This is a genomic window from Streptomyces gamaensis, assembly GCF_042656465.1.
Lineage (GTDB): Bacteria > Actinomycetota > Actinomycetes > Streptomycetales > Streptomycetaceae > Streptomyces > Streptomyces gamaensis.
The window spans coordinates 124,845-151,655 of sequence record NZ_JBHSPB010000013.1 but is presented as its reverse complement, the minus strand read 5'-3'; the positions used below and the strand labels follow the sequence as shown (position 1 = coordinate 151,655).

Below are 26,811 nucleotides of genomic sequence, written 5' to 3'. Positions count from 1 at the left end.
CGTCACGGAGGCAGGTCGGCAAGGTGTATCACGTCCGGCGGGGAGATCACCCGGGGCCGGTGTGGGGCACACCACAGAATAAGCGGGACAAAGGCGGCGGGCAGCATCGAAAGCCGCCATCACGGTAATGGGATCGTTATCCGGAATTGAGCGTTCTCTGAGCGGACAGCGGCACCGTGCCCTCAGGCCGTCGGGCCGTCGGGCCGTCGTGCCCTCAGGCCGTCATGGCCTCCACCAGCGTCTCCTGGAGTCCGCCGAGCCAGAGGTAGGCCATCACCATCGGCTTGCGCGGATCCTCGTCCGGCAGCCGGTACAGCGCGTCACTGTCGTCCTCGCCGCGGATCTCCAGCCGGGCGGCGATCGTCAGCCGCAGGTCGTTGAGCGCACCGAGCCAGCGCCCGCAGTCCTCGGGCGCCAGCCGCAGCACCCCGCCCCGCTCCCCCGCCGAGCCGCTCAGCCCGTCCAGGGAGCGCACGACGCCGAGCGCGTCCTCGCGCTTGCGGGCCCGCAGGTCGTTCTCGGTGTAGCGGCGGAACTCGGCCGCGTGCGCACGCTCCCGCGGATCCTGCTCCTCGCCGGGGGTGCCGTAGGCGTCCGGGAACAGCCGGGCCAGCGCCGGATCGGCGGGCGGCTCGCTGGGGCCCTCGGCGAAGAGCCGCGCGAGCGGGTCCTCGGACGCGTCCTCCCCCTCACCCGGCCCGATCAGCTCCAGCAGCTGAACGGCCAGGCTGCGCAGAATGGAGATCTCGATCTCGTCCAGGGCGACGGCGGCCCCGCCGCCGGGCAGCGGCTCGAAGTGCCCCGCCATCAGCGGTCCTGCGACAAGGTCGCCCACAGCCCGTAGCCGTGCATCGCCTGCACGTCGCGCTCCATCTCCTCGCGGGAACCGCTGGAGACGGTGGCGCGCCCCTTGTGATGGACGTCGAGCATCAGCTTGTGGGCCTTGTCCTTGGAGTAGCCGAAGTACGTCTGGAACACATACGTGACGTAACTCATGAGGTTGACGGGGTCGTTGTGCACCAACGTCACCCAGGGCACATCGGGCTCCGCCACCGCGAACGGCGACTCGCCCGTCTCGGGACGTTCGATCTCGACTGGGGCAACACTCACGAGTCCCATGCTGCCACCCACCGGGCAGGCCCGCACAAACGACCCCCAGAAATCGTCACCCTGACGAGAGTCGGAGGTAGCATCACTGGCCGGACCCGAGGACGACGACCGAGCGCGTCATACGGAGAGCGAGCCAGAAGTGAGCGCACACGACAGCACCGCGGAGCTGGGACTGCCGGTGACCGTACCGGCGACGTCCCTGTTCACCGACCGGTACGAACTCACCATGCTGCAAGCCGCGCTGCGCTCCGGCACCGCCGACCGCCGTTCGGTCTTCGAGGTCTTCACCCGCCGGCTCCCCGAGGGCCGCCGCTACGGCGTCGTCGCCGGCACCGGCCGCGTCCTCGACGCCGTGGAGAACTTCCGCTTCGACTCCGGCGTCCTCGACTTCCTCTCCGACCGCCGCATCGTGGACGAGACCACTCTCGCCTGGCTCGCCGACTACCGCTTCCGCGGCGACATCCGGGGCTACCCCGAGGGCGAGGTGTACTTCCCCGGCTCGCCCGTGCTGCGCGTCGAGGGCAGCTTCGCCGAGGCGGTGCTGCTGGAGACCGTGATCCTCTCGATCCTCAACCACGACTCGGCGGTGGCGGCCGCGGCCTCCCGGATGGCGGTCGCGGCCGGCGAGCGGCCACTGATCGAGATGGGCGCCCGGCGCACCCACGAGCTCGCGGCCGTCGCCGCGGCCCGCGCCGCGTACGTCGGCGGCTTCGCCTCCACCTCCGACCTCGCCGCCGGCTTCCGCTACAACATCCCCACCGTCGGCACCAGCGCGCACGCCTTCACCCTGCTGCACGACAGCGAGCGCGACGCCTTCCACGCGCAGGTCGACGCCCTCGGCGGCGGCACCACCCTGCTCGTGGACACCTACGACGTCGCCGAGGCCGTGAAGATGGCCGTCGAGGTCGCCGGCCCCGGGCTGGGCGCGGTGCGCATCGACTCCGGGGACCTGCTGCTGCTCGCCCACCGGGTGCGCGAGCAGCTCGACGGGCTCGGCGCCCGCGGCACCCGGATCGTGGTCACCAGCGACCTCGACGAGTACGCGATCGCCTCGCTCGCGGCCGCGCCCGTGGACGCCTACGGGGTCGGCACCCACCTGGTGACCGGCAGCGGGCACCCCACCTGCTCGATGGTCTACAAACTCGTCGCCCGCGCCGACGGGCCCGGCCAGGACGCCCCGCTGCGGCCGGTCGCGAAGAAGTCGATGGGCGGCAAGGCCTCGGTCGGCGGCCGCAAGTGGGCCGCGCGCCGGCCCGACGCGCACGGCATCGCCGAGGCGGAGGTCGTGGGCACCGGCGCGGTGCCGCCCGAACTGGCCGACCGGCAGCTGCTGGTGGAGCTCGTGCGCGGGGGCGAGGTCGTCGGCCGGGAGCCGCTGGAGGCGGCCCGCGAGCGGCACATGCGGGCACGCGCCGGGCTGCCGCTGTCGGCGACGCAGCTCTCGCGCGGCGAGCCCGTGCTGCCGACGGAGTTCATGACCGGCTCCTGAGGCGCGCGACCGGTTCCGGTTACGCATTGACGTTTCTTCCACGCCGACCCCGACCGTCGCGCCGCAGGTCACCGGGGGTGCTGCCGGTACCCCCTCCCATTGCGCGGGCGAAGTCACTACCCTCGGTCACAGGACTTGATCCGCCCGCCTCGGCCGAGGGCCCTTTCCTGAAGGATCCGCACCATGCAGAACGCACTCATCATCGTCGATGTGCAGAACGACTTCTGCGAGAGCGGCAGCCTCGCGGTCGCGGGCGGCGCCGATGTGGCGGCGGCCATCACCGATCTCGTCGGCGAGTCGGCCGGCACCTACCGCTATGTCGTGGCGACCCGCGACCACCACATAGACCCCGGTGACCACTTCTCCGAGCATCCCGACTTCGCGCACTCCTGGCCGCCGCACTGCGTGGCGGGCACGGAGGGCAGCGGCTTCCACCCCAACTTCGCGCCGGTCGTGGCCTCCGGGGCCATAGACGCCGTCTTCGACAAGGGCGAGTACACGGCGGCCTACAGCGGCTTCGAGGGCACCGACGAGAACGGGGTCCCGCTCGCGCGGTGGCTGCGCGAGCGCGCGGTGACGAGCGTGGACGTGGTCGGCATCGCCACGGACCACTGCGTACGCGCCACCGCACTGGACGCCCGGCGCGAGGGCTTCGCGACGCATGTCCTGCTGGACCTGACGGCGGCGGTGGCACCACAGACGGCGCAGCGGGCGATGGAGGAGCTGCGTGAGGCGGGGGTAGAACTCACGGGTAAGCCTGTGGGGGCTTGAGTTATCAGCCCGTCCGGCGCTTGAGGACCGGGGTCTGGGGCGGAGCCCCAGTTTCGGGAAGGGGCGGGGTGGGGAACAAAGCCCGCCGCAGGCGCCGCTATCAAGCCGCGGGCCGCGGCGGCTCCGCACGGCGAAGCAGCGACGCTATCGGATGCCAGGACTCCGTCTCGTCATCCGGCGCCCCACGCCACACCAGCCCCTCAGGATGGTGCAGGACAGCCGTTATCTCGTCCGGCGTAGGCGGCTCCGTGTTGCCGCGCAGGTACACCGACCGCAGCCCCAGGTTCCGCAGCCGCGTCAGCGCGCGCTGGCGGTTGACGGAGTGGACGAGCACCCGGACCCGGCCGGCCGCCGGTTCCCCGGCCGGGCTGGGGAGCGACAGGGCGACGACCACGCTGCCGTCCGGGAGCCTCACGAATCCGCCGCCGGCCATCCGCGTCCCCTTCCTGCCGACCGCCCGGTGTCAATAACGACCTCATGGCGGCCATCTAAACGCGATCGGCCGCCGCCCGCCAGGGGGCGACGGCCGATACCGCGTTGACCTGCGGAGATATGGCGTGCGGAGGGGGTTACCGGCCTGCGGGACCCACCTGGATCTTCATCGTCGCACCGGTCCAGTCCTCGTTGACGAGGGCGATGCGGGTGTTGGTGTCAGTAACGCGGACGCCTCCGGTCGGGTTCTCCTCGTCGAAGTACGTGCCGTGCCGGTCGTCGAAGACGGGGATGCCGGACTTGGCCGGCACCTGTGCGGCTACGCCGTTGCTGTGCACGGTGTAGCCCCGCACCCAGTGGTTGGTGAAGGTCGAGTCGTAGGCCTGGAAGCGGTTGCGCATCAGCGTGCCGTCGGCCCAGCGCTGCGCCTTGGGGTGGGCGTCGACGGGCAGGATGCGGCCGACGCCGGGGTGCACGCCGACGTTGTTGTCGGCCTGCGAGGTGTCCCACTTCCAGATCAACAGGCCGGGCTGGTACGGGTGGTGCTCGACCCAGGACGGGCGCGTGTCGCGCCAGCCGAAGTTGTAGGGGCCGGAGCTCAGCGTCTTGTCGTAGGAGACGTACTGACGGTTCTCGGCGAGGTAGTACTGCGCGTACTCCTTGGTGAAGGAGGCGCCGATGCGCGAGAAGCCCTTGGCCGTCCAGCCGCCGTCGTCGCCCTGGCCGCCCTCGGCGTTGTCGGTGAAGACGGTGGTGCCGTCGGCGGTGAGGCTGATGGCGTCGGCGGTGAAGCCCTTGCCGGTGGTGCCGCCGTCGGTCTGATAGCGGAAGCGCAGCCCGACCTTGTGACCCGTGTAGGCGCCGAGGTCGTAGGAGAGCTTCTTGTGCGCGCCCGAAGTGCCGGTCAGCGCGGGCCGGTTGCCGCCGTCGCGGGTGACGGTCTTTCCGTCGGCGGTGCCGTCGACGGGCGTCCAGGTGGTGCCGCCGTCGGTGGAGACCTCGGTGTAGAGGTAGTCGTAGTTGGCCTCGATGTCCCACCAGCCGGTCAGGTCCAGCCGGGCCGCCGACTTGCCGGTGAGGTCGACGGTGCGGGTGAGGGTGTTGCTGAGGTTGTCGGCCTGGCCGCCCCACCACTGCCTGCTGCCCTCGGCGGGGGCGACGACGTCGGTGGTGACCTTCTTGGCGGGCAGGTCGACGACGACGGCCTGCTTGTCCTTGGTGTTGTACTCGGCGACGCCGAGGGTGTGCGTGGAGCGCGAACCGGCCTTGGCCTTGTCGTAGTTGAGCCAGCCGAGCTGCAGCTTGTCCCAGGCGCTCATGTCTCCGGGCAGGTCGCCGATGGTGTCCTTGCCTGTGCCGAGCCAGGAGCCGGAGGACATCAGGGACCAGTACGCGACGGAGGACTCACCGGTGCCGGTGGTGTCGTACTCGTCGGGCAGGCCGAGGTCGTGACCGTACTCGTGGGCGAAGACGCCGAGGCCGCCGTTCTCGGGCTGCATGGTGTAGTCGCCGACCCAGATGCCGGTGTTGCCGATCTCGGTGCCGCCGGCCTTGTTGAAGGACGGGCCGGTCCGGCCGGCGTCGCCGCTGTAGGCGTACCAGCGGTGGGCCCAGATGGCGTCCTTGCCCTGCGCGCCGCCGCCCGCGGACTCGTCCTCGCCGGCGTGCACGATCTGGAAGTGGTCGATGTAGCCGTCGGGCTCGTTGAAGTTGCCGTTGTGGTTGTAGTCGTTGCGGTCCCACTGGTCGTACTCGGCCAGGTTCGCCTTGATCTCGGCGTCGCTGCGGCCCTTGGCCTTCTGGTCGGCGACCCACTGGTCGACCGCGTCGCGCACCAGGTCCCAGGCGTTGGAGCAGTTGGTGGACCCGCAGTAGTTCGAGCCGTAACGGGCCTCGTTCCAGGGGACCCTGACCCAGTCGGAGACCTGGCCGTCGACGGAGTAGCGGCCCGAGGACTGCTTCTCGTAGTACTTGGCGAGGGACTCCTTGCCCGCGTCGTGCGAGAAGTACAGGTCCTGGAAGTGCTCGCGGCTGTAGTCGGGCTGCCAGGCCGTGGAGTTGTCGTTCTCGCGGTCCGGCTTCGCGATGGTGTTGTGGGCGGGGCCGGGGGTGCCGCCGTACTTCTTCACGGGCGGCCGGGGGCCGTCGGGACCGTCGGGGTCGTACATCGTGGTGTCGTCGACCTTGTCGCCGAAGTCCACCAGGATCGTGAAGATCTTGTCGGTCTTCTCGCGGGCCAGCTCGACGTACTTGCCCTTGCCGAGCTCGACGACCTTGGAGCCGCCGCGCTGCTGGGCCTTCGCGTCGCCGGAGATGACCGCTTCGAGGGCGGCCTTGCGCTGCTCCTCGGTCTTCTTGGAGTACGGGCCCTTGAGGTCGTGCTCGACGGCGTGCCCGGCGGGCTGCGGGTCGTGGCGCTGCGCGGCCGCGGGTATCTCCGGGCCGGCGGTGGGGGCGGCCAGGGCCGGGCCGGCGCCGAGGCCCGCCGTCAGGGTCACCGCCCCCAGGCCGAGGGCCGTGGCCAGGGCGGCGGAGCGGAGGCCCCGTCTGCCGCTGCTGTTCGCTCTCTTCACTTGTTGCTGTCCTCCCAGTCAGAACTGTGGAGGTATTTGACAGGAAAGGATCAGCAAAAGACAGATCTTGACTGGGTAACGCAGACCAAGTACGTTACGCGGAACTTAACTTGCGGATATCGGACACCAACGGGCGCATCGGCACCGATGGTTGGACGACCGGATGACCCAGTGCGCCCCCGCCCCGACGGCTACGGCATGTCAGGTCGGGATTGCCGTCGGTTCCGCTCGGGCAGTCTCGACCGTAGAGTCGATTGGGTGTACGCGCCAGCCGACTCGGCACCCCCACCTGTCTCCCCGAGGACGGATCCCGCCATGTCGCGTCCGACCCCCGCACAGATAGCCTACGGTTCGGCCACCGTCGTCCTGTCGACCCTCGCGATGCTGCTGCTGTCGCAGACGCGCTCGGGTCCGGGTGTCGCCCTCATCGCCTGTGTCGCGCTCGCGCTCGGCCTGCTCGTGGCCGTCACGGTGCCGATGCCACGGGTCTTCGCCCGCAGGGTCACCGGACGATTGCCGCAGCGCCCGGCCGCTCCGGCCGAGGCGCGGATGAGCCAGCACTCGCTGCGCTGACTTTGAGTCAACCCGGCTTTTCCCATGCCGGGTTGCGGCCGTTCACTGCGTCGCGACCACCACGGTCTTCGCCGCCTTGTCGTGGATGCACTGGTGGTACGGCTCGTCCCAGGTGCACCACAGCACGTTGACGAGCCAGAAGACGAAGCCGCAGCACGGCACGATGCCCGGCAGCGTGTAGACGGCGGCGCGCGTCCAGCCCGGGGCGCCCTCGGGGCTCGCGCCGTTCTCCAGCATCGCGACGCGGATGTTCATGGCCATCTTGCCGACGGTCTGCCCCCGGGTGGTCAGCATCAGCCCTTCGTAGACGAAGTAGACGACCGCGATGATCACGCCGAGGGTGAAGGAGTCGCCGGAGTTCTCGTAGACGTCCCAACGCGCGGAGACCGCCGAGAAGATGATGCTGAGCGGGACGGACACGAGCAGCCCGTCGATGATACGGGCGAGCAGCCGCTTGCCGCGATGCCCCAGCGGGGGCATACCCGCGAGCGGGTCGGCGTCGTAGCCGCCGTGGGGACCACCGGGGGCGGAGCCGTAAGGAGCGCCGGGCCCGGGCCCGGACGGCGGGGGCCCACCGGGCGAACCGGCCCCGTAGGGCTCACCGCTGCCCTCACCGGGGGGCTGCCCACCGGGTCCGGGACCGCCGGCACCGCTCGGGGCGCCGCTTCCGTACGGGCCACCAGGCCCCTCGCCGGAGCCCGACCCCGGACCGGCGGCGCCCGAAGCACCCGCAGCACCACTCCCGTACGGGCCACCAGGCCCCTCGCCGAGAGGCTGCCCACCCGCACCGGAACCGCCGAGACCGCCCGGAGCGCCGCTCCCATACGGCCCGCCCGGCCCCTCGCCGGGAGGCCGTCCCGCACCGGCGGCACCCGAACCACCCGCAGCACCACTCCCGTACGGGCCACCAGGACCCTCACTGGAAGGCTGCCCACCCACGTCGGCACCGCCGCTCTCGTACGGCCCGCCGGGCCCCGCGCCGGAGCCCTGCCCCCGGCCGGCGGCACCCGCACTACCCGGCGGGGCACCGCTCCCGTACGGCCCGCCCGGACCCTCGCCGGACGGCGACCCCGCGCCGGGGGTACCGGGACCGCCCGGGGGTTCCTGCGGCTGCCCCCGGAACGGGTCCGTGCCCGGCTGTTCGCTGCTCATGGCCCGAGTAGACCCCAGCCCCTCCCCGGCCGCATCCGGCCGTATGCCGTTCGAGTTGCCGGGGGCGGACGGTCCGCCCGTCGTCAGCGGGCCTTCGCCTCCGCGACGAACGTGCGCGCCGCCTTGTCGTGCCAGCACTGCCGCCAGGGCCGGTCGAACAGGCACCACAGCACGTTCAGCACGCCGACCGCGAGCACGCCCAGCACCCCGTACAGCAGCCAGCGGCGCAGTGCCGCCCCGAACGAGGGGGCCTCGTGGGACTCGATGCCCAGCACGCGCAGCCCGCACAGCTTCTTGCCCGCCGTGCGGCCCCACTTGGCGGTCGGCAGCGCCTCGTAGAGGACCCCGAACAGCAGCAGGACGCCCAGCACGACGCCCAGGTACGGGCCGGTCGTGCCGTCGACGAGCCAGACCGTGACGGTCTGCCCGGACTGCTTCGCCTGCTCGATCTTGGCGTCGATGTGGTCGACGGCCTTGCTCCACAGCGGGACGGCCGCCGCCGCGACGACGGCCCCCGTCACGAGTGAGTCGACCACCCGCGCGGCCAGCCGCCGCCCGAGCGCGGCGGGCTTGCCGGTCTCGGTCGCGGACAGCAGGAAGGGGTCCTGCACGGGCGGCTTCCACGGGACGGCCGCCTCACTGCCGGCGGTCTGCGGCACGGCGGGCGGCGGCGCCGGCTGGTACGGCTGCGGCAGCCCGCCCTGCGGCTGCCGCTGCGCGAGCTGATGCACCTGCTGGGCCCAGCCGGCCGCCTGCTCGGCGGACGGCTCGGCGGATCGCTCGGCGGACGCCTCGCGGAACTGCGCTCCCTGCGCGGCGGGTTCCGCCGCGTGGGCGGCCCGCGCGGCGGGCGCCGGGACGTGCCCGTCCTGTCCCGGCCGTACGGCCGCGGGAACGTCCACCGCCTCGCGCGGACCCGGGTACTCGGGCTGTACGGACGGCTGCGGCGACGGCTGTACGGACCGGGCCGCCGCGGGCTGCCGCACCGCCCCGTACGCGTCCTGCCGCCCGGTCTCCGCGCCGGATTCCTCCGCGGGCCCGGGGTCCTCCCCCGCGCCGGGCGCGGCGCCGAACCGCCCGTCCGGGCCCGCCGGCGACGGACCGTACGCCCCCGGCTGCTCGCCGGGGCCGCCCGGCGGCACCGCCTCCGCGCCGCGCGCGGTCTGCGGGCCGGACGGGCCCGCCCAGTCCCCCGCACCGCCCCCGGCACCGGCGGCGGGCCGCCCCGGCTGCCGCCCCCGCTGCGTGCGGAGCTGCACCGTGCCGCCGCGCCCGCCGGCGACGGCGCCCGCGTCCGGCCCGGCCGGTTCCTCGTCCAGGAACACCGGGCCCGTCTCCTCCACGGGCCGCGCCGCCGGCGAGGCGGCGCGCGGGGTCGGGGGGACGGGCGCCGCGAGCGAGGGGGCGGCCGGGGCGAGGCCGGCGGGCGGGGTGGGCATCGGTTCGCCGTCGGCGGGGGCCGGCCGACTCGTGCCGGGCACCCACGCGCTGCCGCTCCAGTACCTGATGTAGCCAGGAATGGACGGGTCCGGATAAAACCCGGCCACAGGGCTGTTGTCGGCGGATCCTGAGGTAGGGGCGCTCATGGTGTCCGTTGTCCCGTATCTGCTCGGCCGTGCTGGGGGGTGTCGCGCCGGTGGACGGCTGGGTCCTTCAGTCTGCCGCACGGACGCGACGGTGCGGTCGCGGCTCCGGACCGCCGTACCGGCACGCGCGCTTCCCGCACACGTGATCTCTATGCACAAAATGCAACCCGGAGCGCATCAGACAGGTCTACCAGACGGTTCTCCTCCGTGCGGCCGTCCTGCGCACGGGACCACTCGCACGCGCGAACGGCGGGGTCCGTCACCCCTAGGGGCGCCCCCGCTGCGGAAAGGTTTCACTAGGGGCTTCACTGTCGACGGAGCGTCAAGGGCGCGGGCAGGGCGAAGCCGGTGGGCGAAGTCGCGTAAGGACGCGGGGACCCCGGGCTCTGTGACGGAGCAGGAGCAGCCGCAGAGGCAGAGAGGGCGCAACTGATGCACACCGTGGTCGAAAGAGAACTGGAACTGAGCCTGGTGCTGTCACCGGACCGCAGCGTCCCGGTGCCGTCCCGGCTCAGCTATCGCACGGCCGATCCCTACGCCGTGCACATCGCCTTCCACGTCACCTCGGACGTACCGGTGCACTGGACGTTCGCGCGGGACCTGCTGCTGGACGGGGTGCGGCGGCCGAGCGGGCACGGGGACGTACGGGTGTGGCCGACGCTCGCGGACGGCCGCAGCGTGGTGTGCATGGCGCTGTCGTCCCCGGACGGCGACGCGCTGCTCCAGGCTCCGGCCGGGGCGGTCTCGGCGTGGCTGGACCACACGCAGCGGGAGGTGGCGCGGGGCACGGAGGCGGAACGGCTGGGCCTGGACGCGGCGTTGAGCGCGCTGCTGCCGCCGGGGGCCGGTGCGTAGGGAACACGCGCAGGGGGAGCGCGCGTGACGGTCGAGGGCGAGCGGGTACGGGCCCGCGCCCGCCGTGCACGACCGACACCGGTCCCGCACGCTCCCGCGCGGGGAGCGCACCCCCACGCGCCGGGCCCCTCAAGCGCCCCGCGTGTCCAGCACCTTCCCCGGATTCAGCAGTCCGAGGGGATCGAAGACCGCCTTGACCGCCTGCTGGATCTCCGTGCCGACCGGCCCCAACTCCCGTTCCAGCCACTGCTTCTTGAGCACCCCCACGCCGTGCTCCCCGGTGATCGTGCCGCCCAGTTCGAGGCCGAGGGCCATGATCTCGTCGAAGGACTCGCGGGCGCGCCGCGCCTCGTCCTCGTCGGCGGGGTCGAAGCAGACGACGGGGTGGGTGTTGCCGTCACCGGCGTGGGCACAGACGCCGATGACGAGCCCGTGCTTGTCGGCGATCGCGGCGGTGCCCTCCATCATCGCGGCGAGCTTCCCGCGCGGGACGCACACGTCGTCGATCATCGTGGCGGGCCGGAGCCGTTCGAGGGCGGGCAGGGTCATCCGGCGGGCCCGCAGCAGGAGTTCGGACTCGGCCGGGGTGTCGGCGGGGACGACCTCGGTGGCGCCGGCGGCGCGGGCGAGCTCGCCGACGGCGGCGAGGTCGCGGGCCGGTTCGGGGGTGTCGAAGGCGACGAGGAGGAGGGCGGCGGTGGACTCGGGCAGCCCCATGTTCGCCATGGAGTTGACGGCCCGCACGGAGGTGCTGTCCATGAGTTCGAGGAGCGCGGGGGCGTGGCCGCGCGCCATGATCTCGCAGACGGCCTCGCAGGCGGCGGCCACCGAGGGGAACTCGGCGGCCAGCGCGAGCTGTTGCGGCGGCGCGGGCTTGAGCGCGAGGACCGCCCGTACGACGATGCCGAGGCTGCCCTCGGAGCCGACGAACAGCCGGGTCAGGTCGTAGCCGGCGACCCCCTTGGCGGTGCGCCGGCCGCAGCGCAGCAGCCGCCCGTCGGCGAGGACGACGTCGAGGCCGAGGACGTACTCGGCGGTCACCCCGTACTTCACACAGCACAGCCCGCCGGAGGCGGTGCCGATGTTGCCGCCGATGGTGCACTGCTCCCAACTGGAGGGATCCGGCGGGTAGTACAGGCCCTGCTCGGCGACGGCGCGGGAGAGGTCGGCGTTGACGACGCCGGGTTCGACGACGGCGATCCGCTCGACGGGGTCGATCTCCAGGACGCGGTCCATCTTGACGAGCGAGAGCACGACGCAGCCGTCGACGGCGTTGGCGCCGCCGGACAGCCCCGTACGGGCGCCCTGCGGGACGACGGGCACGCGCAGGGCGGTGGCGGTCCGCATGACGTGCTGCACCTGCTCGACGGTGCGCGGCAGCACGACGGCGGCGGGGGCACCGGCCTCGCAGAAGCTTGCCATGTCGTTGGCGTACGAGGCGGTGACCGCGGGGTCGGTCAGGATCGCTTCCAGGGGGAGCGCGGTGCGCAGGTGTGCGACGAGATCCATGAACTCACCCTGACACGTGGTGGCTCCGCCGGGGAAGATCAGGTGGCGGTCCGGCGTGGAGGGGACGCCTGCGGCGGGCCTTCCCCTCCCCGCCCCTTCCCGAAACTGGGGCTCCGCCCCAGACCCCGGTCCTCAATCGCCGGACGGGCTGGAATTCCCGAACCTCAGAGGTTGCCCCGCCTCTCCTGCTCCCTCTCAATGGCCTCGAAGAGCGCCTTGAAGTTCCCCTTCCCGAAGCCCATCGAGCCGTGCCGCTCGATGAGTTCGAAGAAGACCGTCGGCCGGTCCTGCACCGGCTTGGTGAAGATCTGCAGCAGATAGCCGTCCTCGTCGCGGTCGGCGAGGATCTTCAGTTCGCGCAGGGTGTCAAGGGGCACCCGGGTCTCGCCGACCCACTGGCCGAGGGTGTCGTAGTAGGTGTCGGGGGTGTCGAGGAACTCGACCCCGGCCGCCCGCATGGCGCGTACGCTCGCGACGATGTCGTTGGTGGCGAGCGCGATGTGCTGCATGCCGGCGCCGCCGTAGAACTCCAGGTACTCGTCGATCTGCGACTTCCGCTTGGCGACGGCCGGTTCGTTGAGGGGGAACTTCACCTTGCGGGTGCCGTCGGCGACGACTTTCGACATGAGCGCGGAGTATTCGGTGGCGATGTCGTCGCCGACGAACTCCTTCATGTTGGTGAAGCCCATGACGTTGTTGTAGAAGGCCACCCACTCGTTCATTCTGCCGAGTTCGACGTTGCCGACGCAGTGGTCGATGGCCTGGAAGTTCCGCTGGGCCGGGGGCTCGACGATGGGGTCGGCGGCGACGTAGCCGGGCAGGTAGGGGCCGTCGTAGTCGCCGCGCTCGACGAGCGTGTGCCGGGTCTCCCCGTAGGTGGCGATGGCGGCGAGCACGGCCGTGCCGTGCTCGTCCTTGACCTCGTGCGGTTCCTCCAGACCGGTGGCGCCGTGCGCGACGGCGTAGGCGTAGGCGGCTCTGGCGTCGGGCACCTCGATGGCGAGGTCCACGCAGCCGTCGCCGTGCCGGGCGACGTGGTCGGCGAGGAAGCGGCCGTGCTCGGTGGTCGCCTTGATCACGGTGGTGAGGACGAACCGGGCGCCGCCGGACTCCAGCACGTAACTCGCCGTCTCCCGGCAGCCGTTCTCCGGTCCGCGGTAGGCGACGCGCTTCATGCCGAAGGCGGTCGAGTAGTAGTGCGCTGCCTGCTTGGCGTTGCCGACGGCGAAGACCACCGCGTCCATGCCCTTGACCGGGAAGGGATCGGCCTGCCGTGCGGTGTGCGGGGTGTGATCCGTGGTCTGCGTCATGGCCGCAGGTTCCCTCCGATCCACAAGGTGCGCAATAGTTCGCGTATTTACTGGGCAAGTTGTTCAGTGGTACGCGGGAGTTCCCGGCCGTTGTGTACAGGGTGACCATCGGGGGGTGGCCATGGCGATCGATCGTTTGGACGGCAGGCTGATCGAGCTGCTGGCGCAGGAGCCGCGGGTGGGGGTGCTGGAGGCGTCCCGGCGGCTCGGGGTGGCGCGCGGGACGGTGCAGGCGCGGCTGGACCGGCTGCGGGCGCAGGGGGTGATCCGGGGCTTCGGGCCGGACGTGGACCCGGCGGCGCTGGGCTATCCGGTGACCGCTTTCGCGACGCTGGAGATCAAGCAGGGGCAGGGCCAGGACGTCCGGGCGCACCTGGCGACCGTCCCCGAGGTGCTGGAGCTGCACACGATCACCGGGCACGGCGACATGCTGTGCCGCCTGGTCGCACGCTCGAACGCCGACCTCCAGCGTGTGATCGACCGGGTTGTGGGTTTTGATGGCATCGTGCGGGCGTCCACGGCGATCGTGATGGAGAACGCGGTGCCGCTGCGGATCATCCCGCTGGTCAAACAGGCATCGGCCGACGGCCCCGGCGCGGCGTGCGGCTCGGGGACGGACGGCGGGCGGAGCGGAACGGGACTGACCGGACGGCACGCGGGGAAAAGCGAGACGCAGGACCGCGAGTGAACCCGGTGGGCGACCCAAGGAGGGTGCGACCTCGTGAGCTTCTTCGGTTATCTCGCCAGCCGCCATGCGCAACTGCTGGCGGACACCTACCAGCACGCCAGCGCCGTCTTCCAGTGCATGCTCGTCGCCACCGCCCTCGGGGTCGTGATCGGGGTGGCCACCTACCGCAGCGCGTGGGCCGGCGATCTCGCGGTGACCGTGGCGGCGACCCTGCTGACCGTCCCGTCCCTGGCCCTGATCGGCCTGCTCATCCCGGTCACCGGCCTGGGGGTGGCGCCGACCGTGACCGCGCTGGTGCTGTACGGGCTGCTGCCGGTCGTCCGCAACGCGGTGGTGGGACTGCGCGGCGTGGACCCCACGCTGCTGGACGCCGCGCGGGGCATCGGCATGTCGCGCGCCGCCCGCCTCTTCCGCGTCGAACTGCCGCTGGCCTGGCCGCCGATACTCACCGGTATCCGGGTCGCCACGCAGATGCTCATGGGCATCGCCGCGATCGCCGCCTATGCCTCGGGGCCCGGCCTGGGCAATGAGATCTTCCGGGGCATCTCCTCGCTGGGCAGCGCCAACGCCCTCAACCAGGTCCTCGCCGGCACCCTCGGCATCGTCCTGCTCGCGCTGCTCTTCGACGCCGCGTACGTGCTGCTGGGGCGGCTGACGATTCCGAGGGGGATCCGTGCCTGATCCCTTCCCCACCGGCGGTCCGGCCGCCGGTGCCGGGCGGCCGCGCGCCTCCGGCGCCACCATCGAGCTGGACAGGCTCACCAAGCGCTTTCCCGGCAGCGCCGCGCCCGCCGTCGACAGCGTCACCATGGAGATCCGGGCCGGGGAGATCGTGGTGTTCGTGGGGCCGTCCGGCTGCGGCAAGACCACCACGATGAAGATGATCAACCGGCTGATCGAGCCGACGTCCGGGCGGATCCGCATAGGCGGCGAGGACGTCACCTCCATCGACCCGGTCCGGCTCCGCCGCAAGATCGGCTACGCGATCCAGTCCTCGGGGCTGTTCCCGCACATGACCGTCGCGCAGAACATCGCGCTCGTCCCCCGCATGGCGGGCTGGTCCAAGGCCCGCACCTCGGCCCGCGTCGAGGAGATGCTGGACCTGGTGGGCCTGGACCCGGCCGAGTTCCACGGCCGTTATCCGCGCCAGCTCTCCGGAGGCCAGCAGCAGCGCGTGGGCGTGGCCCGCGCGCTGGCCGCCGATCCGCCGGTGCTGCTGATGGACGAGCCGTTCGGGGCGGTCGACCCGATCACCCGGGACCACCTCCAGGACGAGCTGATCCGGCTGCAGCACGAGCTGCACAAGACGATCGTCTTCGTCACCCACGACTTCGACGAGGCCATCAAGCTGGGCGACCGTATCGCGGTGCTGCGCGAGCGCTCGCACATCGCCCAGTTCGACACCCCCGAAGCGATCCTCACCAACCCCGTCGACGACTTCGTCTCCGGTTTCGTCGGCGCGGGCGCGGCCCTCAAACGGCTCAACCTCACGCGCGTACGGGACGTCGAGGTCGTGGACGTGCCCACCGCCACCGTCGACGACCCGCTGCAGTCCATCTTCGAGGCGCTGCGCTCCGGCACGAGCAACGAGGTCCTGCTGCTGGACCGGCACCGCCGCCCCTACAAGTGGCTGCGGCGCGGCGATCTCATGCGCGCCAAGGGCTCGTTGGCGCGCGCGGGCACGCTCGTGCACGACACGGTCACCCGTGACGCGACACTGCGCGACGCGCTGGAGGCCGTCCTGACGGACAACGCGGGCCGGGTCCCGGTGACCGGGCGGCGCGGCGCCTACGAGGGCGTCGTCGACATGGAGACGCTCATGAAGTCCGTCCACGAACTGCTGGAAGCGGACCGTCTGGAGGCCGTGGAACACCAGCATCGCCTGGAGGAACAGCGCGCCGAACAGACCCGCAGAGCCCAGGAGGGCAAACCGGGCGGCCCGGAGGGCGGGTCGTGACCGGGCCGGGGTGCGCGGGCGGCCGGTGCCGTACGGACGCGGGCGCGGCGGCCCGGGCGGACGGCGGGAGCGGGACACCCCGCAGGCGTCACAAGGCCGTCGCACACCGGGGGGCCCGGCCGTGACCGGCCCCGGCCGCCCGGGGAGTTCCCCCGGGCCCGAGGAGCCCGGCGCGGGCCGTACGGGCGAACCCGGTTTCGGCGGCATCGGCGGCGTCAGCGGGCCCGGCGGCATGGGAGAGCCGCCCGAGTCGCCCGGGATCGTCGGGCCGCCGCATCCGCCCGCGCCCGGCGAACGGCCCGTCGGCGAGCACGAAGTACGCGGCATCGCCTTCCGCGACCTCCTCACCGCCGAGGAACAGCTCCCCGCCGCACCCCCCGCCCGCCGCATCGGCTGGCAGCGGCTGACCGTACTGCCCGCCGTCCTCGCCGTCGTCCTGCTCACGACCTGGCTGTGGTTCCGCGGCGCCCACCTGGACTCCATCGCCCGCAACACACTCGCCGGCGGCAACGTGTGGCTGCGGCTTCGCCAGCACATCGTCCTCACCGTCGTCTCCACCGTCCTCGTGCTCCTCATCGCGCTGCCGCTCGGCATCCTGCTCACCCGCCGCCGGGTGCGCCGCGCCGCCCCCCTGGTCATGGCGGTCGCCAACACCGGCCAGGCCACCCCGGCGATCGGCCTGCTCGCCCTGCTCGTGATCTGGCTGGGCATCGGCGCGAAGGCCGCGCTCATCGGCATCGTCGTCTACGCGATCCTGCCGGTGCTCTCCAACACGATGGCCGGACTGCGGGCCATCGACCCCACCCTCGTGGAGGCCGCGCGCGGCATCGGCATGTCCGCGCTCGGCGTGCTCGGCCGCGTCGAACTCCCCCTGGCCGTACCGCTGATCCTCGCCGGGGTGCGCACCGCGCTCGTCCTGAACGTGGGCACGGCCACGCTCGCCTACTTCGGCGGGGGCGGCGGCCTCGGCGACCTGATCGCCTCCGGGATCACCAACCAGCGGATGCCGGTCCTCGTCCTGGGCTCGGTACTCACCGTGGCGCTGGCACTGCTGGTGGACTGGCTCGCCTCACTGGCCGAACTGCTGCTGCGGCCACGGGGCTTGGAGGGAGGCGCGTGAGGGTGCGTGGGACGACACGGACGCGACGCCCCGTACGGGCGCCCTGGCGCCGTACGGCCCTCGCCGCCACCCTCGCGACCGTACTCCTCGCCTCCCTCGCCGGCTGCGGGCTGACCAGCGGCTCGCCGCTCGCCGACGACGTGGGCCCCGGCTCGATCGGGCAGGGCCTGCCCCTGAAGGGGGCCCAACTGACCGTCACCTCCAAGAACTTCAGCGAGAACATCGTCCTCGGCCAGATCATGGGACTCGCCTTCAAAGCGGCCGGCGCCGAAGTACTGGACCGTACCGACATCCAGGGCTCGATCGGAGCCCGCGCCGCGATCACCTCCGGCAGCGCGGACGCCATGTACGAGTACACGGGCACCGCGTGGATCACCTACATGGGCCACGACAAACCACTGCCCGACCCCGCCGCGCAGTGGCGGGCCGTCGCCGAGGCCGACCGGGCCAACGGCGTGACCTGGCTCGCGCCCGCCTCCCTCAACAACACGTACGCGCTGGCGCTGAACCAGGCCAACGAGCGCAGATACCGCACCCGTACGCTCTCCGACGTCGCCCGGCTCTCACGGACCCGGCCGCAGGCGGTGACCCTGTGCGTGGAGAGCGAGTTCGCGGCCCGCGACGACGGGCTGTCGGGGATGGCGCGCGCGTACGGCATGAACGTGCCCGCGAAGCGGGTGCAGAAGATGGACGGCGGGATCATCTACACCCAGGTCTCGGGCGGCAACTCCTGCACGTACGGGGAGGTGTTCACCACTGACGGCCGCATCAAGGCCATGGACCTTGTCGTCATGGACGACGACAAGCGCTTCTTCCCCAACTACAACGCGGCCCCGGAGATCAACAGCAAGGCGATCGCGAAGTATCCGGCGATCAAGGACGTGCTGGACCCGATCACGGCGAAACTGACGAACGACGTGGCACGCGAGCTGAACGCGGAGGTCGACGTCAGGGGGCGGGACCCGCGCGATGTGGCGAAGCGGTGGCTGGTCGAGGAGGGCTTCATCACGAAGGGGTGACGCGGGGGCGCCTGCGGCGGGCGTACGGAGCCCGGAAACGGTTCCGGGTACCGGGGCGCCCCGGTCCCGTCAGGCCGCGCAGCTCGGCACCTTGTCGTCCTGGCCCGCCGCGAGGGCCTTGAGCGCGTCGACCGCGTCGTTCAGCTTGTCGACCGGGACCAGGCGCAGCCCCTTCGGGGAGTCCTGCTTCGCGGCCGCGCACTCCTTGCGCGGGAGCAGGAAGACCGAGGCCCCGTCCCGCTTGGCGGCCTGCGTCTTCAGCGGGACGCCGCCGACCTCGCCGACGTCGCCGTTGGGCGCGATCGTGCCCGTGCCCGCGATCGTCTTCCCGCCGGTGAGATCGCCGCCGCGCCCGTCGCCGTCGATCTTGTCGATGATGCCGAGGGTGAACAGCAGCCCGGCGCTCGGGCCGCCCACGTCCGCGAGGTTCAGGTCGACCTTCACCTGGTCCGGGGACCGGTGCAGATAGTTCAGGGCGGCCTGCTCGGCGGCGGTCTGCGACTTCTTCATCTCCTCGGCGTTGTGCTGCTCGTTCTCCTTGGCGGAGCCGGCCGGGTAGACGGCGGAACGCGGCATGACGGCGCGGTCCGTACGGAACCAGGCGCTGACGACGTCGCGGAGCCGGACGTCGACCTGCGGTCCCGTGACCACGATCGTGGTCATCCGCAGCTGCCCGTCCGTGGTCCGGCCGGGCACGCCCTTGAGGGAGATCACCTGCTTCCCGGAGTCGGCCCCGAGCACGTTCACGGTCCCCCCGGGCTGCGCGATCGTGAACGGCAGCGGGGCGAGCGCCGCCACCGCGAGCAGGGCGACGACGGGCGCGGCACAGATCGCGAGGGTACGGGCGCGGGCGGAGCGGAACAGGGTGCGCGTCGGAGCAGGCATGCCAGCGAGGCTAATTCACTCAGGCCCCTTGCGAGGACCCGCACCTCTGTGCTCCGCACGACCGCACGCGTACCCGCAGGCGCGAACCACGCGGAGCCGCTCCCGCGCCGGTGCGGCCGGAGCCGCCGCCGAGGCGGGACCCGTACCGCGACCCGCACGACCCGCACCACAGCCGGGGCCGGGGCCAGGGCCGTACCCGCAGACCCGAACCACGCCGAGGCGGCACCCGTACCGCGACCCGCACCACAGTCCCGGGCCCGGCCCGTGCCCGCGCCGGGCTCGGCCCGGACAGCGTTCGGTACGGGCACGCGCCCGTACCGCCGCCGCCCGCAGGGCCACGGCTAGCGCAGCGCCTCCGCCACCTCCTTCGCCGCCTCGACGACGCGCTTGCCGACGCGCTCGGGGACGGAGTCCGAGAGCATGACGACCCCGACGCTGCCCTCTATCCCGAGCACACCCAGCAGCGGGGCGGCCGCCCCGCTCGCGCCGGCCTCCAGTTCGCCGTGGGTGAGCGCGTAGCCGGGGCCGGAGGACAGTTCGCCGTTGCGGGCGGCGAGGATGGCGCGGCCGGCGGCGCCCCGGTCCAGGGGGTGGCGGAAGCCGGCCCGGTAGGCCACGTGGTAGTCGGTCCAGGTCGGCTCGACGACGGCGACCGCCAGCGCCTCGGTGCCGTCGACGAGCGTGAGGTGCGCGGTGGCCCCGATGTCCTCGGCCAGGGACCGCAGGGCGGGCAGGGCCGCTTCCCGGACCAGGGGGTGCACCTGGCGGCCGAGCCGCAGCACCCCCAGTCCCACCCGGGCCCGGCCGCCGAGGTCACGCCGCACGAGCGCGTGCTGTTCCAGGGTGGCGAGCAGTCGGTAGACCACCGTCCGGTTGACCCCGAGCCGGGTGGACAGCTCGGTGACGGTCAGCCCGTGATCGGTGTCGGCGAGCAGTTTGAGGACACGCAGTCCCCGGTCGAGCGTCTGCGAGGTCTCCGTCGTCACGACGCCCCTCCTCCGATGAAAGGCGTACCTCCGCTCGCGGTGGGGTTGCGCTGCCGTTCCCGTCCGGCAGCGCGCGAGGAGAGGCCGCCGGCCACTTGTCGCTTGGGCACCGGCTGCGCTCCGCGGCGGCGCTGCCACGGGGCGTGTGCGTGACCGGCACGGTAGCGCCGCCGATCCGCTCAGCGAAAGAGTCTGCCCACAATCCGGGCAACACGCGGCCGTTTTCCGGTAATCGGCACACGCTTCCCACGAGTCGGACACGCCGGGGCGTGCCCGCCGGCGCCCCCGGCCCGTACTGCCGCCGCCCCGCCCGGCACGGGCACCCGCACAGCGCAGCGTCACCGCATGCGCGTCGCCCACTCCCGGATCTTCTTGATCCGTTCGTTGAGCTGGCCCGCCGTGGCCTCCGCGCTCGGCGGGCCGCCGCAGACGCGGCGCAGTTCGGTGTGGACCACGCCGTGCGGTTTGCCGCTCTGGTGGACGTAGGCGCCGACCAGGGTGTTGAGCTGCTTGCGCAGCTCCAGCAGTTCCTTGTGCGTGACCACCGGCCGCCGCTCGGCGGGCAGTTCGAGGAGGTCGGCCTCCGTGTCGGGTTTCTTGCGGCTGTGCGCGATCTGCCGTGCCTGCCGCTTCTGCAGCAGCAGCTGCACCTGGTCGGGCTCCAGCAGGCCGGGGATGCCCAGGTAGTCCTGTTCCTCGTCGCTGCCCGCGTGCGCCTGCATGCCGAACTCGGCGCCGTCGTAGAGGACCCGGTCGAAGACGGCGTCCGACTCCAGTGCCTCGAAGGAGAGTTGGTCGTCGGTGCCGGTGTCCTCGTCCTGCTGCCGGTTCGCCTCGTCCATCTCCTTCTCGGACTCGGCGTACGGGTCCTCCTCCTCGCCGTCCTTCTTCGGCCGGTCCAGGACGTGGTCGCGTTCGACCTCCATCTCGTTGGCGAAGGTCAGCAGCGTGGGGATCGTGGGGACGAACACCGAGGCCGTCTCACCGCGCCGCCGCGAGCGCACGAAGCGGCCGACGGCCTGCGCGAAGAACAGCGGCGTGGAGATCGTCGTCGCGTAGACCCCGACCGCGAGCCTGGGCACGTCCACACCCTCGGACACCATGCGCACGGCGACCATCCACCGCGAGCCGTCCTGGGAGAAGTCGTCGATGCGCTGCGAGGCCCCCGAGTCGTCCGAGAGCACGAGCGTGGCGCCCTCCCCCGTGATCTCCCGGATGAGCTTGGCGTAGGCGCGGGCCGACTCCTGGTCGGAGGCGATGACGAGGGCGCCCGCGTCCGGAATGGACTTGCGGATCTCGCTCAGCCGCTGGTCCGCCGCCCGCAGCACGTTCGGCATCCAGTCGCCGCGCGGGTCCAGCGCGGTCCGCCACGCCTGCGAGACCGCGTCCTTGGTCATCGGCTCGCCGAGCCGGGCCTCCAGCTCGTCGCCGGCCTTGGTGCGCCAGCGCATGTTGCCGCTGTAGGAGAGGAAGATGACCGGCCGCACGACGCCGTCGGCCAGCGCGTTGCCGTAGCCGTAGGTGTAGTCGGCGGCGGAGCGGCGGATCCCGTCGTTGCCCTCCTCGTAGGTGACGAACGGGATCGGGTTCGTGTCCGAGCGGAACGGCGTACCCGTCAGCGCGAGCCGCCGCGTCGCCGGCTCGAACGCCTCCAGGCAGGCCTCGCCCCAGGACTTCGAGTCGCCGGCGTGGTGGATCTCGTCGAGGATGACGAGCGTCTTGCGCTGCTCGCAGCGGTTGCGGTGCAGCATGGGCCGGACGCCCACGCCCGCGTACGTCACGGCCACCCCGTGGTACTCACGGCCCAGCGGGCCCGCGCTGTACTCCGGGTCCAGCTTGATGCCGATCCGGGCCGCGGCCTCCGCCCACTGCTTCTTCAGATGCTCGGTCGGCGCGACGACCGTCACCTGCTGCACGACGTGGTGGTGCAGCAGCCACGAGGCGAGCGTCAGCGCGAAGGTGGTCTTGCCGGCGCCCGGCGTCGCGACGGCGAGGAAGTCGCGCGGCTGGGTCTGGATGTACTTGCCCATCGCGCCCTCCTGCCAGGCGCGCAGCTTGTTCGCGGTACCCCAGGGGGCCCGGCCGGGGAAAGCGGGCGAAAGGTGGTGGCTGGTTGTGGCGGCGGTGGTAGTCACGGTCTCCGTCAGGGGCGCTCGGGGATCGGCAACCGCGCAAGCGTACCGGGGGGTGCGGGGTGCGCACGCGGTGCGGGGTGCGCACCCGGTGCGGGGTGCGCACCCGGTGCGGGGTGCGCACCCGGTGCGGGGTGGGTCGGGGCCGGGGCGGTCCGGGCCCGAAGGGGCTGTATGAATTACGGCGGCGTGCCCTGGATCGTGACGGCACCCAGAATGCCGCCGCAATTCACACGTCACGCCCCTTCTCGGGCCCTCCCCGCCCCGGCCCCTCCCGCCGTCGGGCGGCTGCGGGTCCATGTTGGTACCGCCCCGCCAGGGGCATCCCGGACCGGACTCCTCAGCCCGCCGTCCGAGGCCGTAGCCGTGTCGTTACCCAGGCCCCCACCAGGGCCACGGCCGCCATCGCCGCGAACACCGCCACGAACGCCCCCGCCGGCGCCGCCCCGCCCGCGTCGCCTCCCCCGGCCTCAGGGGCCGTCGCGCCGCCGAAGGCGCCGAAGAGGACTCCGCTCGCGCCCACGAGCGCGATGTTGCCGAGGGCGTCGGAGATCTGGAGGGCGGCCGAGTTGGCGCCCTCCTCGCCGGGGGCGGAGAGTTCCAGCATCAGGACGCCGGTGCTGGAGATCGTCAGGCCCATGCCGTAGCCGCCGACGATCCAGGAGACGGCGACGATCCACGCGGGGACGCCGTCGGCGAGCGCGGTCGTCACGAGCGCGATGGCGAGGGTGATGCAGAGCATGCCGACGGTCATCAGCCGCTGCCGGTACGGTTCCAGGCGGCTCCGGCTCTGGGTGTACGAGCCGAGTGCCCAGGTCAGTCCGCCGCCGGTGAGGGAGAGCCCGGCCGTCGTCGCGGACAGTCCGCGCTCGGAGACGAGCATGAGCGGGATGAAGGTCTCGGCGCCGAGGAACGCCCCGGCGGCGACCCCGCGCAGCAGGACCACGGCGGGCAGCCCGCGCGCGACGCGGAACGTGCCGCGGGGCAGCAGCCGTACGATCGACGGGGCCAGCAGCGCGAGTCCGAGCGCGGCGGGGACGAGGGCGAGCCAGTCCCGGTCCTGCCCGGCGTACTGGAGCAGCCCGGCCCCGGCGGCGACGGCGAGTGCGAGCAGGATCCGTTTGCGGTCCAGTGCGGCCGCCCCCGCGCGGTCGCCGGACGGGAGCCTGCGCAGGGCCGGGAGCATCACGGCGAGCGGCAGGAGGACGATGACCGGGATCGCCAGGAACACCCAGCGCCAGTTCAGCTTCTCCGCGACCGTGCCCGCGACCACCGGGCCGACGAGCACGGGCACGACCCAGGCCGCCGAGAAGGAGGCCATGACCTTGGGCCGCAGCCGCCCGGGGTAGGCGCGCCCCACGACGACGTACATGGCGACGATGATGAGCCCGCCGCCGAGCCCCTGTACGCCGCGCGCGGCCACGAACATCCACATCTGCTGCGACAGTCCGGCGAGCACGAGCCCCGTGCCGAAGGCGGCGATGCCGGTGAACAGGGGCGCGAGCGGCCCGGAGCGGTCGCTCCACTCGCCGGAGAGCGTCATGGAGAACAGGCTCGCGGTGAAGTACGCGGAGAACGCGAAGGCGTACAGCCCGATCCCGTCGAGCGCGCGGGCCGCGACCGGCATGGCCGTGTTGACGGCGCTCGCCTCGAAGGCGACGAGGGAGACGACGGAGATGATGCCGAAGGTCAGCGCACGGTAGCGGCGGTCGAATATGCCGCTGCCGGCGGAGCCGGGTGCGTCGCCGAACTCGGCAGCGGCGGGTGGGGAGTTGCGTGGCGAGCCGGTGGCTCTCGAATCGGTTGCTGTCATGCCCGCCAGCGTAGGTAAGGGGACCCTTCCTTGTCCTGTGCCGGACGGCTGGAACGCGCTCATGCATCGGGCCTAGTCCCAACGGCCCGAAACATATGCGCCCCCTCACACGGTCAGCAGCACTCCCCCGTACGACACCCCCGCGATCACCACCCACGAGCACAGCCCGAGCAGCGCGACCCGCCCGCCCGTCCGTACCAGCGACGGCAGATGCACCGCGCTCCCGAGCCCGAACAGTGCCGCGGCCAGCAGCAGCTCCTGCGCGTGCTGCGCACCGTCGAGGACCCCGCCCGGCACCCATCCGGTCGTGCGCACGCCGACCATCGCGAGGAAGCCGAGCACGAAGAGGGGTACGAGCGCGGGCCGCTTGCCGGAAGCGGTGACGGGGGCCGTACGCCGCCTGCGCAGGGACACCGCCACGGCGGCGACCAGCGGCGCGAGCAGCGCGACCCGCATGAGCTTGACGAGGACGGCCTCGCCGAGCGCGGCCGGCCCGGCGGTCTGCGCGGTGGCCACGACCTGGCCCACGTCGTGCACGCCCGCGCCCACCCAGCGCCCGAACTGCGCGTCGCTCAGTCCCAACGGGTGGTGCAGCAGGGGCAGTACGGCGATGGCGAGCGTGCCGCAGAGGGTGACGAGCGCGACGGACGTCGCCACGTCCTCCTCGTCACTGCCGGACACCTCGCTGACCGCGCCGATCGCGGAGGCCCCGCAGATCGAGTAGCCGGTGGCGATCAGCAGCGGCTGGTCGCCGCGCAGCCCGAGCCGCCGCCCCAGCCACAGCGTCCCGAAGAACGTCGCGGCGACGACGGCGAGCACCATCACGACGGTCGCCCAGCCGAGCCCGAGCACGTCGTCCAGGCTCAGTTTCAGCCCGAGCAGCACGATGCCGACGCGCATGAGCCGCTTGCCGGCGAGGGTCAGCCCGGGCCGCCCGACACCGCGCACCCGCGCCCGTACGCCCGGTACGTGCGCCACCGCGATGCCGAGCACGACGGCGGCGGTGAGCATGGGGACGGCGGGAACGAGCCAGTGCACGCCCCAGGAGACGGCGACACCGGCAGCGGCCATGGCGAGCCCGGGGAGTTTGCCGGGTCTGCGCGCCTTGTTGGGTATGGGTGCCGTACGGCCCGTACGGGAACTGATCAGCGCCACGTACGTACTCCCCGTACGGGACGTAGGGAACGTACGGCCGTCACCGCTCCGCCACCGGCAGCTCGTACACGCGCCGCACGCTGCTGCCCAGGCGGGAGATGTCGGCACCGTAGATGTGGATCGAGATCGCCATGTCCGTACAGGAGTTGCGCACGCGGTGGATGTCACCGGGCGGTGCGAAGCCGCACACGTCTCCCTGGTGGTTCACCACGTCCTCGGTCGCGACGAGCCGCGCCGTGGCGCCGTCGGGCACGAGCCGGTAGCGGCGCTCGCTCTCGATACCCTGGTGCACTCCCGTGACACACCAGGACACGTGGTCGTGGATGGACGTCTGCTGCCCCGGCAGCCACACGAGCGCGACGATGGAGAAGCTGCCGTCGTGCTCCGCGTGCAGGATGTGCTGCCGGTAGCGCTCGGGGTCGCCCTCGCGCTGCCCGTCGGTGAGCAGGTCGTCCGCGCCGAGGTGCGGCGAGAGCCGTTCGCCGACGAGGTACGCCGTCGTGTCGGGTGGCAGGCCGCGGTCGACCACCTCCCGGACATCGGCGACGAGTTGGCCGATTCGTGCGGTCGTCGGGGGTGCGGTGGGTGTGGTCATACGGGCAGCGTCGGGGCGGCCGAACCATCACGTCCAACGAGAGTCTGTTGGCGGCTTACGAAGCCGGGCTTATGGATGAGTTCGAAACCCGCGAGTACGAGTCGCGGCGCACCGTGAACGGCCTCAGCACCCCACCCGCCGCGCCGCGACGGCCTTCAACTCGTCGAGGACGAGGGCGGTCGCGGGGATCCGCAGATGCTCGCGCAGCACGTACGCCGACACCTGCCGCCGCGAGGCCGGGTCGAGCGCCCGCCCCGTGATCTTGTCGTGGCGCAGGAACGACAGCACGAGCCCCGGCATCATCGCGACGCCCAGCCCCTCGGCGACGAGCGACTGCACGACGAGATTGTCGTCGGTGGTGAAGGCGATGTCGGGGGCGAATCCCTGCTCGGCGCACTCGTGCAGGAAGTTGGTGCGGCAGCGCAGACAGCCGGCGATCCAGCGTTCCCCCTCCAGGTCGGCGAGTTTGACGGCACGGCGCCGGGCGAGGGGATGCCCTATGGGCATCAGGATCGTCAGCTGGTCCTCAAGCAGGGGGATTTCGACCATCTCATCCGGAATATGCTCGTGCAGCCCGGGATAGGTGAAGGCGAGCGTGATGTCGCACTCCCCGCGCGACAGCCGCCGCAACGAGTCCGGCGGCTCCCCCTCCAGCAACTCCACCCGCACCCCCGGGTGATCGGCCGCGAGCCGCGCCACGGCCTCCGGCAGCAGCGTCGCGCTCGCACTGGGGAACGCGCACACCCGCACCCGCCCCGCGCGCAGCCGCGTGATGGCACTCATCTGCTGCTGAGCCGCCGTCAGACTCTCCAGAATCACCTCGGCATGCCGCGCCATCGCCTCCCCCGCCTCGGTCAGCCGCATCCGCCGCCCCACCCGCACGAACAACGGCGTCCCCACGGCCCGTTCGAGCGCCTTCATCTGCTGGGTGACGGCGGGCTGGGTGTAGCCGAGCGCACGGGCGGCGGCCGAGTACGAACCGGCGGTCACCACCGTGTGGAAGGTCTTGATGTGCCGGGAGTCGAACACCTCGGAATCATAAGCGGAATTTGGGTAAGCGGGTAAAGGGGTGGGGGTCCGGAGTGCATCAGATCGGGCCCG

24 protein-coding genes are annotated in these 26,811 nt (G+C 72.3%); 9 read left to right on the top strand and 15 right to left on the bottom strand.

What is annotated here, in order from left to right; all coding sequences use genetic code 11:
- Nucleotides 1-214: 214 nt before the first annotated feature.
- Together ACFP1Z_RS21750 and clpS are read right to left on the bottom strand one after the other, a co-directional pair.
- Entirely contained in the window at nucleotides 215-808 is a 594-nt protein-coding gene (locus ACFP1Z_RS21750) for a DUF2017 domain-containing protein (RefSeq protein ID WP_390318506.1), read from the bottom strand.
- Nucleotides 808-1,119: an ATP-dependent Clp protease adapter ClpS gene (gene clpS, locus ACFP1Z_RS21745; RefSeq protein WP_390318504.1), complete on the bottom strand. Its 312-nt coding sequence runs from the start codon at nucleotides 1,117-1,119 to the stop codon at nucleotides 808-810. The genes ACFP1Z_RS21750 and clpS overlap by 1 nt, the downstream gene beginning before the upstream one ends.
- A 130-nt stretch (nucleotides 1,120-1,249) precedes the next feature.
- Between clpS and ACFP1Z_RS21740 the strand changes: the two genes are divergently transcribed.
- Together ACFP1Z_RS21740 and ACFP1Z_RS21735 are read left to right on the top strand one after the other, a co-directional pair.
- On the top strand, nucleotides 1,250-2,599 hold the full coding sequence (locus ACFP1Z_RS21740; protein ID WP_390318503.1) for a nicotinate phosphoribosyltransferase: 1,350 nt from the start codon (nucleotides 1,250-1,252) through the stop codon (nucleotides 2,597-2,599).
- 183 nt (nucleotides 2,600-2,782) lie between these two features.
- The gene (locus ACFP1Z_RS21735) at nucleotides 2,783-3,370 is read left to right on the top strand and encodes an isochorismatase family protein (RefSeq protein WP_390318502.1); all 588 of its coding nucleotides are present in this window, start codon (nucleotides 2,783-2,785) and stop codon (nucleotides 3,368-3,370) included.
- Nucleotides 3,371-3,470: 100 nt separating this feature from the next.
- On the opposite strand, the gene ACFP1Z_RS21730 is transcribed toward ACFP1Z_RS21735, so the two are convergent.
- Together ACFP1Z_RS21730 and ACFP1Z_RS21725 are read right to left on the bottom strand one after the other, a co-directional pair.
- The gene (locus ACFP1Z_RS21730; protein ID WP_390318500.1) at nucleotides 3,471-3,803 is read right to left on the bottom strand and encodes a hypothetical protein; all 333 of its coding nucleotides are present in this window, start codon (nucleotides 3,801-3,803) and stop codon (nucleotides 3,471-3,473) included.
- Nucleotides 3,804-3,939: 136 nt separating this feature from the next.
- Nucleotides 3,940-6,375, bottom strand: a complete 2,436-nt coding sequence (locus tag ACFP1Z_RS21725) for an immune inhibitor A domain-containing protein (RefSeq protein WP_390318498.1) — start codon at nucleotides 6,373-6,375, stop codon at nucleotides 3,940-3,942.
- Between the two features lie 315 nt (nucleotides 6,376-6,690).
- Here ACFP1Z_RS21725 and ACFP1Z_RS21720 point away from each other — a divergent pair, with 315 nt between their 5' ends.
- Nucleotides 6,691-6,948: a hypothetical protein gene (locus tag ACFP1Z_RS21720; RefSeq protein ID WP_390318496.1), complete on the top strand. Its 258-nt coding sequence runs from the start codon at nucleotides 6,691-6,693 to the stop codon at nucleotides 6,946-6,948.
- Nucleotides 6,949-6,990: 42 nt separating this feature from the next.
- Here the strand turns inward: ACFP1Z_RS21720 and ACFP1Z_RS21715 are convergent, their stop codons facing one another.
- A complete protein-coding gene (locus tag ACFP1Z_RS21715) occupies nucleotides 6,991-7,428 on the bottom strand; it encodes an RDD family protein (protein WP_390318494.1) in 438 nt (145 codons plus the stop codon).
- A gap of 755 nt (nucleotides 7,429-8,183) precedes the next feature.
- Nucleotides 8,184-9,686, bottom strand: a complete 1,503-nt coding sequence (locus tag ACFP1Z_RS21710; RefSeq protein WP_390318493.1) for an RDD family protein — start codon at nucleotides 9,684-9,686, stop codon at nucleotides 8,184-8,186.
- A gap of 432 nt (nucleotides 9,687-10,118) precedes the next feature.
- Between ACFP1Z_RS21710 and ACFP1Z_RS21705 the strand changes: the two genes are divergently transcribed.
- Nucleotides 10,119-10,541: an SsgA family sporulation/cell division regulator gene (locus ACFP1Z_RS21705; protein WP_390318492.1), complete on the top strand. Its 423-nt coding sequence runs from the start codon at nucleotides 10,119-10,121 to the stop codon at nucleotides 10,539-10,541.
- Nucleotides 10,542-10,670: 129 nt separating this feature from the next.
- Here the strand turns inward: ACFP1Z_RS21705 and ACFP1Z_RS21700 are convergent, their stop codons facing one another.
- Nucleotides 10,671-12,050, bottom strand: coding sequence for an FAD-binding oxidoreductase (locus tag ACFP1Z_RS21700; protein ID WP_390318490.1), 1,380 nt, complete (start codon nucleotides 12,048-12,050; stop codon nucleotides 10,671-10,673).
- Nucleotides 12,051-12,214: 164 nt separating this feature from the next.
- Entirely contained in the window at nucleotides 12,215-13,360 is a 1,146-nt protein-coding gene (hppD, locus tag ACFP1Z_RS21695; RefSeq protein ID WP_390318488.1) for a 4-hydroxyphenylpyruvate dioxygenase, read from the bottom strand.
- A gap of 121 nt (nucleotides 13,361-13,481) precedes the next feature.
- Here hppD and ACFP1Z_RS21690 point away from each other — a divergent pair, with 121 nt between their 5' ends.
- From ACFP1Z_RS21690 to ACFP1Z_RS21670, 5 genes are all read left to right on the top strand, one after another.
- Entirely contained in the window at nucleotides 13,482-14,048 is a 567-nt protein-coding gene (locus ACFP1Z_RS21690; protein WP_390318486.1) for an Lrp/AsnC family transcriptional regulator, read from the top strand.
- Between the two features lie 33 nt (nucleotides 14,049-14,081).
- Nucleotides 14,082-14,729: an ABC transporter permease gene (locus tag ACFP1Z_RS21685; protein WP_390318484.1), complete on the top strand. Its 648-nt coding sequence runs from the start codon at nucleotides 14,082-14,084 to the stop codon at nucleotides 14,727-14,729.
- Nucleotides 14,722-16,005 (top strand): ABC transporter ATP-binding protein, encoded by a 1,284-nt coding sequence (locus ACFP1Z_RS21680; RefSeq protein ID WP_390318482.1) that lies wholly within the window; start codon nucleotides 14,722-14,724, stop codon nucleotides 16,003-16,005. Before ACFP1Z_RS21685 ends, ACFP1Z_RS21680 begins: the two co-directional genes overlap by 8 nt.
- A 232-nt stretch (nucleotides 16,006-16,237) precedes the next feature.
- Nucleotides 16,238-17,125 (top strand): ABC transporter permease, encoded by an 888-nt coding sequence (locus ACFP1Z_RS21675; protein ID WP_390318581.1) that lies wholly within the window; start codon nucleotides 16,238-16,240, stop codon nucleotides 17,123-17,125.
- Between the two features lie 2 nt (nucleotides 17,126-17,127).
- Nucleotides 17,128-18,144, top strand: coding sequence for a glycine betaine ABC transporter substrate-binding protein (locus ACFP1Z_RS21670; RefSeq protein ID WP_390318480.1), 1,017 nt, complete (start codon nucleotides 17,128-17,130; stop codon nucleotides 18,142-18,144).
- A gap of 69 nt (nucleotides 18,145-18,213) precedes the next feature.
- Here the strand turns inward: ACFP1Z_RS21670 and ACFP1Z_RS21665 are convergent, their stop codons facing one another.
- The 7 genes from ACFP1Z_RS21665 to ACFP1Z_RS21635 form a co-directional block, all read right to left on the bottom strand.
- Nucleotides 18,214-19,029: a S16 family serine protease gene (locus ACFP1Z_RS21665; RefSeq protein WP_390318478.1), complete on the bottom strand. Its 816-nt coding sequence runs from the start codon at nucleotides 19,027-19,029 to the stop codon at nucleotides 18,214-18,216.
- A 341-nt stretch (nucleotides 19,030-19,370) separates the two neighbouring features.
- The gene (locus ACFP1Z_RS21660; protein ID WP_390318477.1) at nucleotides 19,371-20,015 is read right to left on the bottom strand and encodes an IclR family transcriptional regulator; all 645 of its coding nucleotides are present in this window, start codon (nucleotides 20,013-20,015) and stop codon (nucleotides 19,371-19,373) included.
- 338 nt (nucleotides 20,016-20,353) lie between these two features.
- Entirely contained in the window at nucleotides 20,354-22,150 is a 1,797-nt protein-coding gene (locus ACFP1Z_RS21655; protein WP_390318476.1) for a DEAD/DEAH box helicase, read from the bottom strand.
- A gap of 337 nt (nucleotides 22,151-22,487) precedes the next feature.
- Complete coding sequence (locus ACFP1Z_RS21650; protein ID WP_390318475.1) at nucleotides 22,488-23,960, bottom strand: MFS transporter; 1,473 nt, start codon at nucleotides 23,958-23,960, stop codon at nucleotides 22,488-22,490.
- 105 nt (nucleotides 23,961-24,065) lie between these two features.
- Entirely contained in the window at nucleotides 24,066-25,115 is a 1,050-nt protein-coding gene (locus ACFP1Z_RS21645) for a YeiH family protein (protein WP_390318474.1), read from the bottom strand.
- A gap of 40 nt (nucleotides 25,116-25,155) precedes the next feature.
- On the bottom strand, nucleotides 25,156-25,710 hold the full coding sequence (locus ACFP1Z_RS21640) for a cysteine dioxygenase family protein (RefSeq protein ID WP_390318472.1): 555 nt from the start codon (nucleotides 25,708-25,710) through the stop codon (nucleotides 25,156-25,158).
- Between the two features lie 123 nt (nucleotides 25,711-25,833).
- Nucleotides 25,834-26,739 (bottom strand): LysR family transcriptional regulator, encoded by a 906-nt coding sequence (locus ACFP1Z_RS21635; RefSeq protein ID WP_390318470.1) that lies wholly within the window; start codon nucleotides 26,737-26,739, stop codon nucleotides 25,834-25,836.
- Between the last annotated feature and the right edge of the window lie 72 nt (nucleotides 26,740-26,811).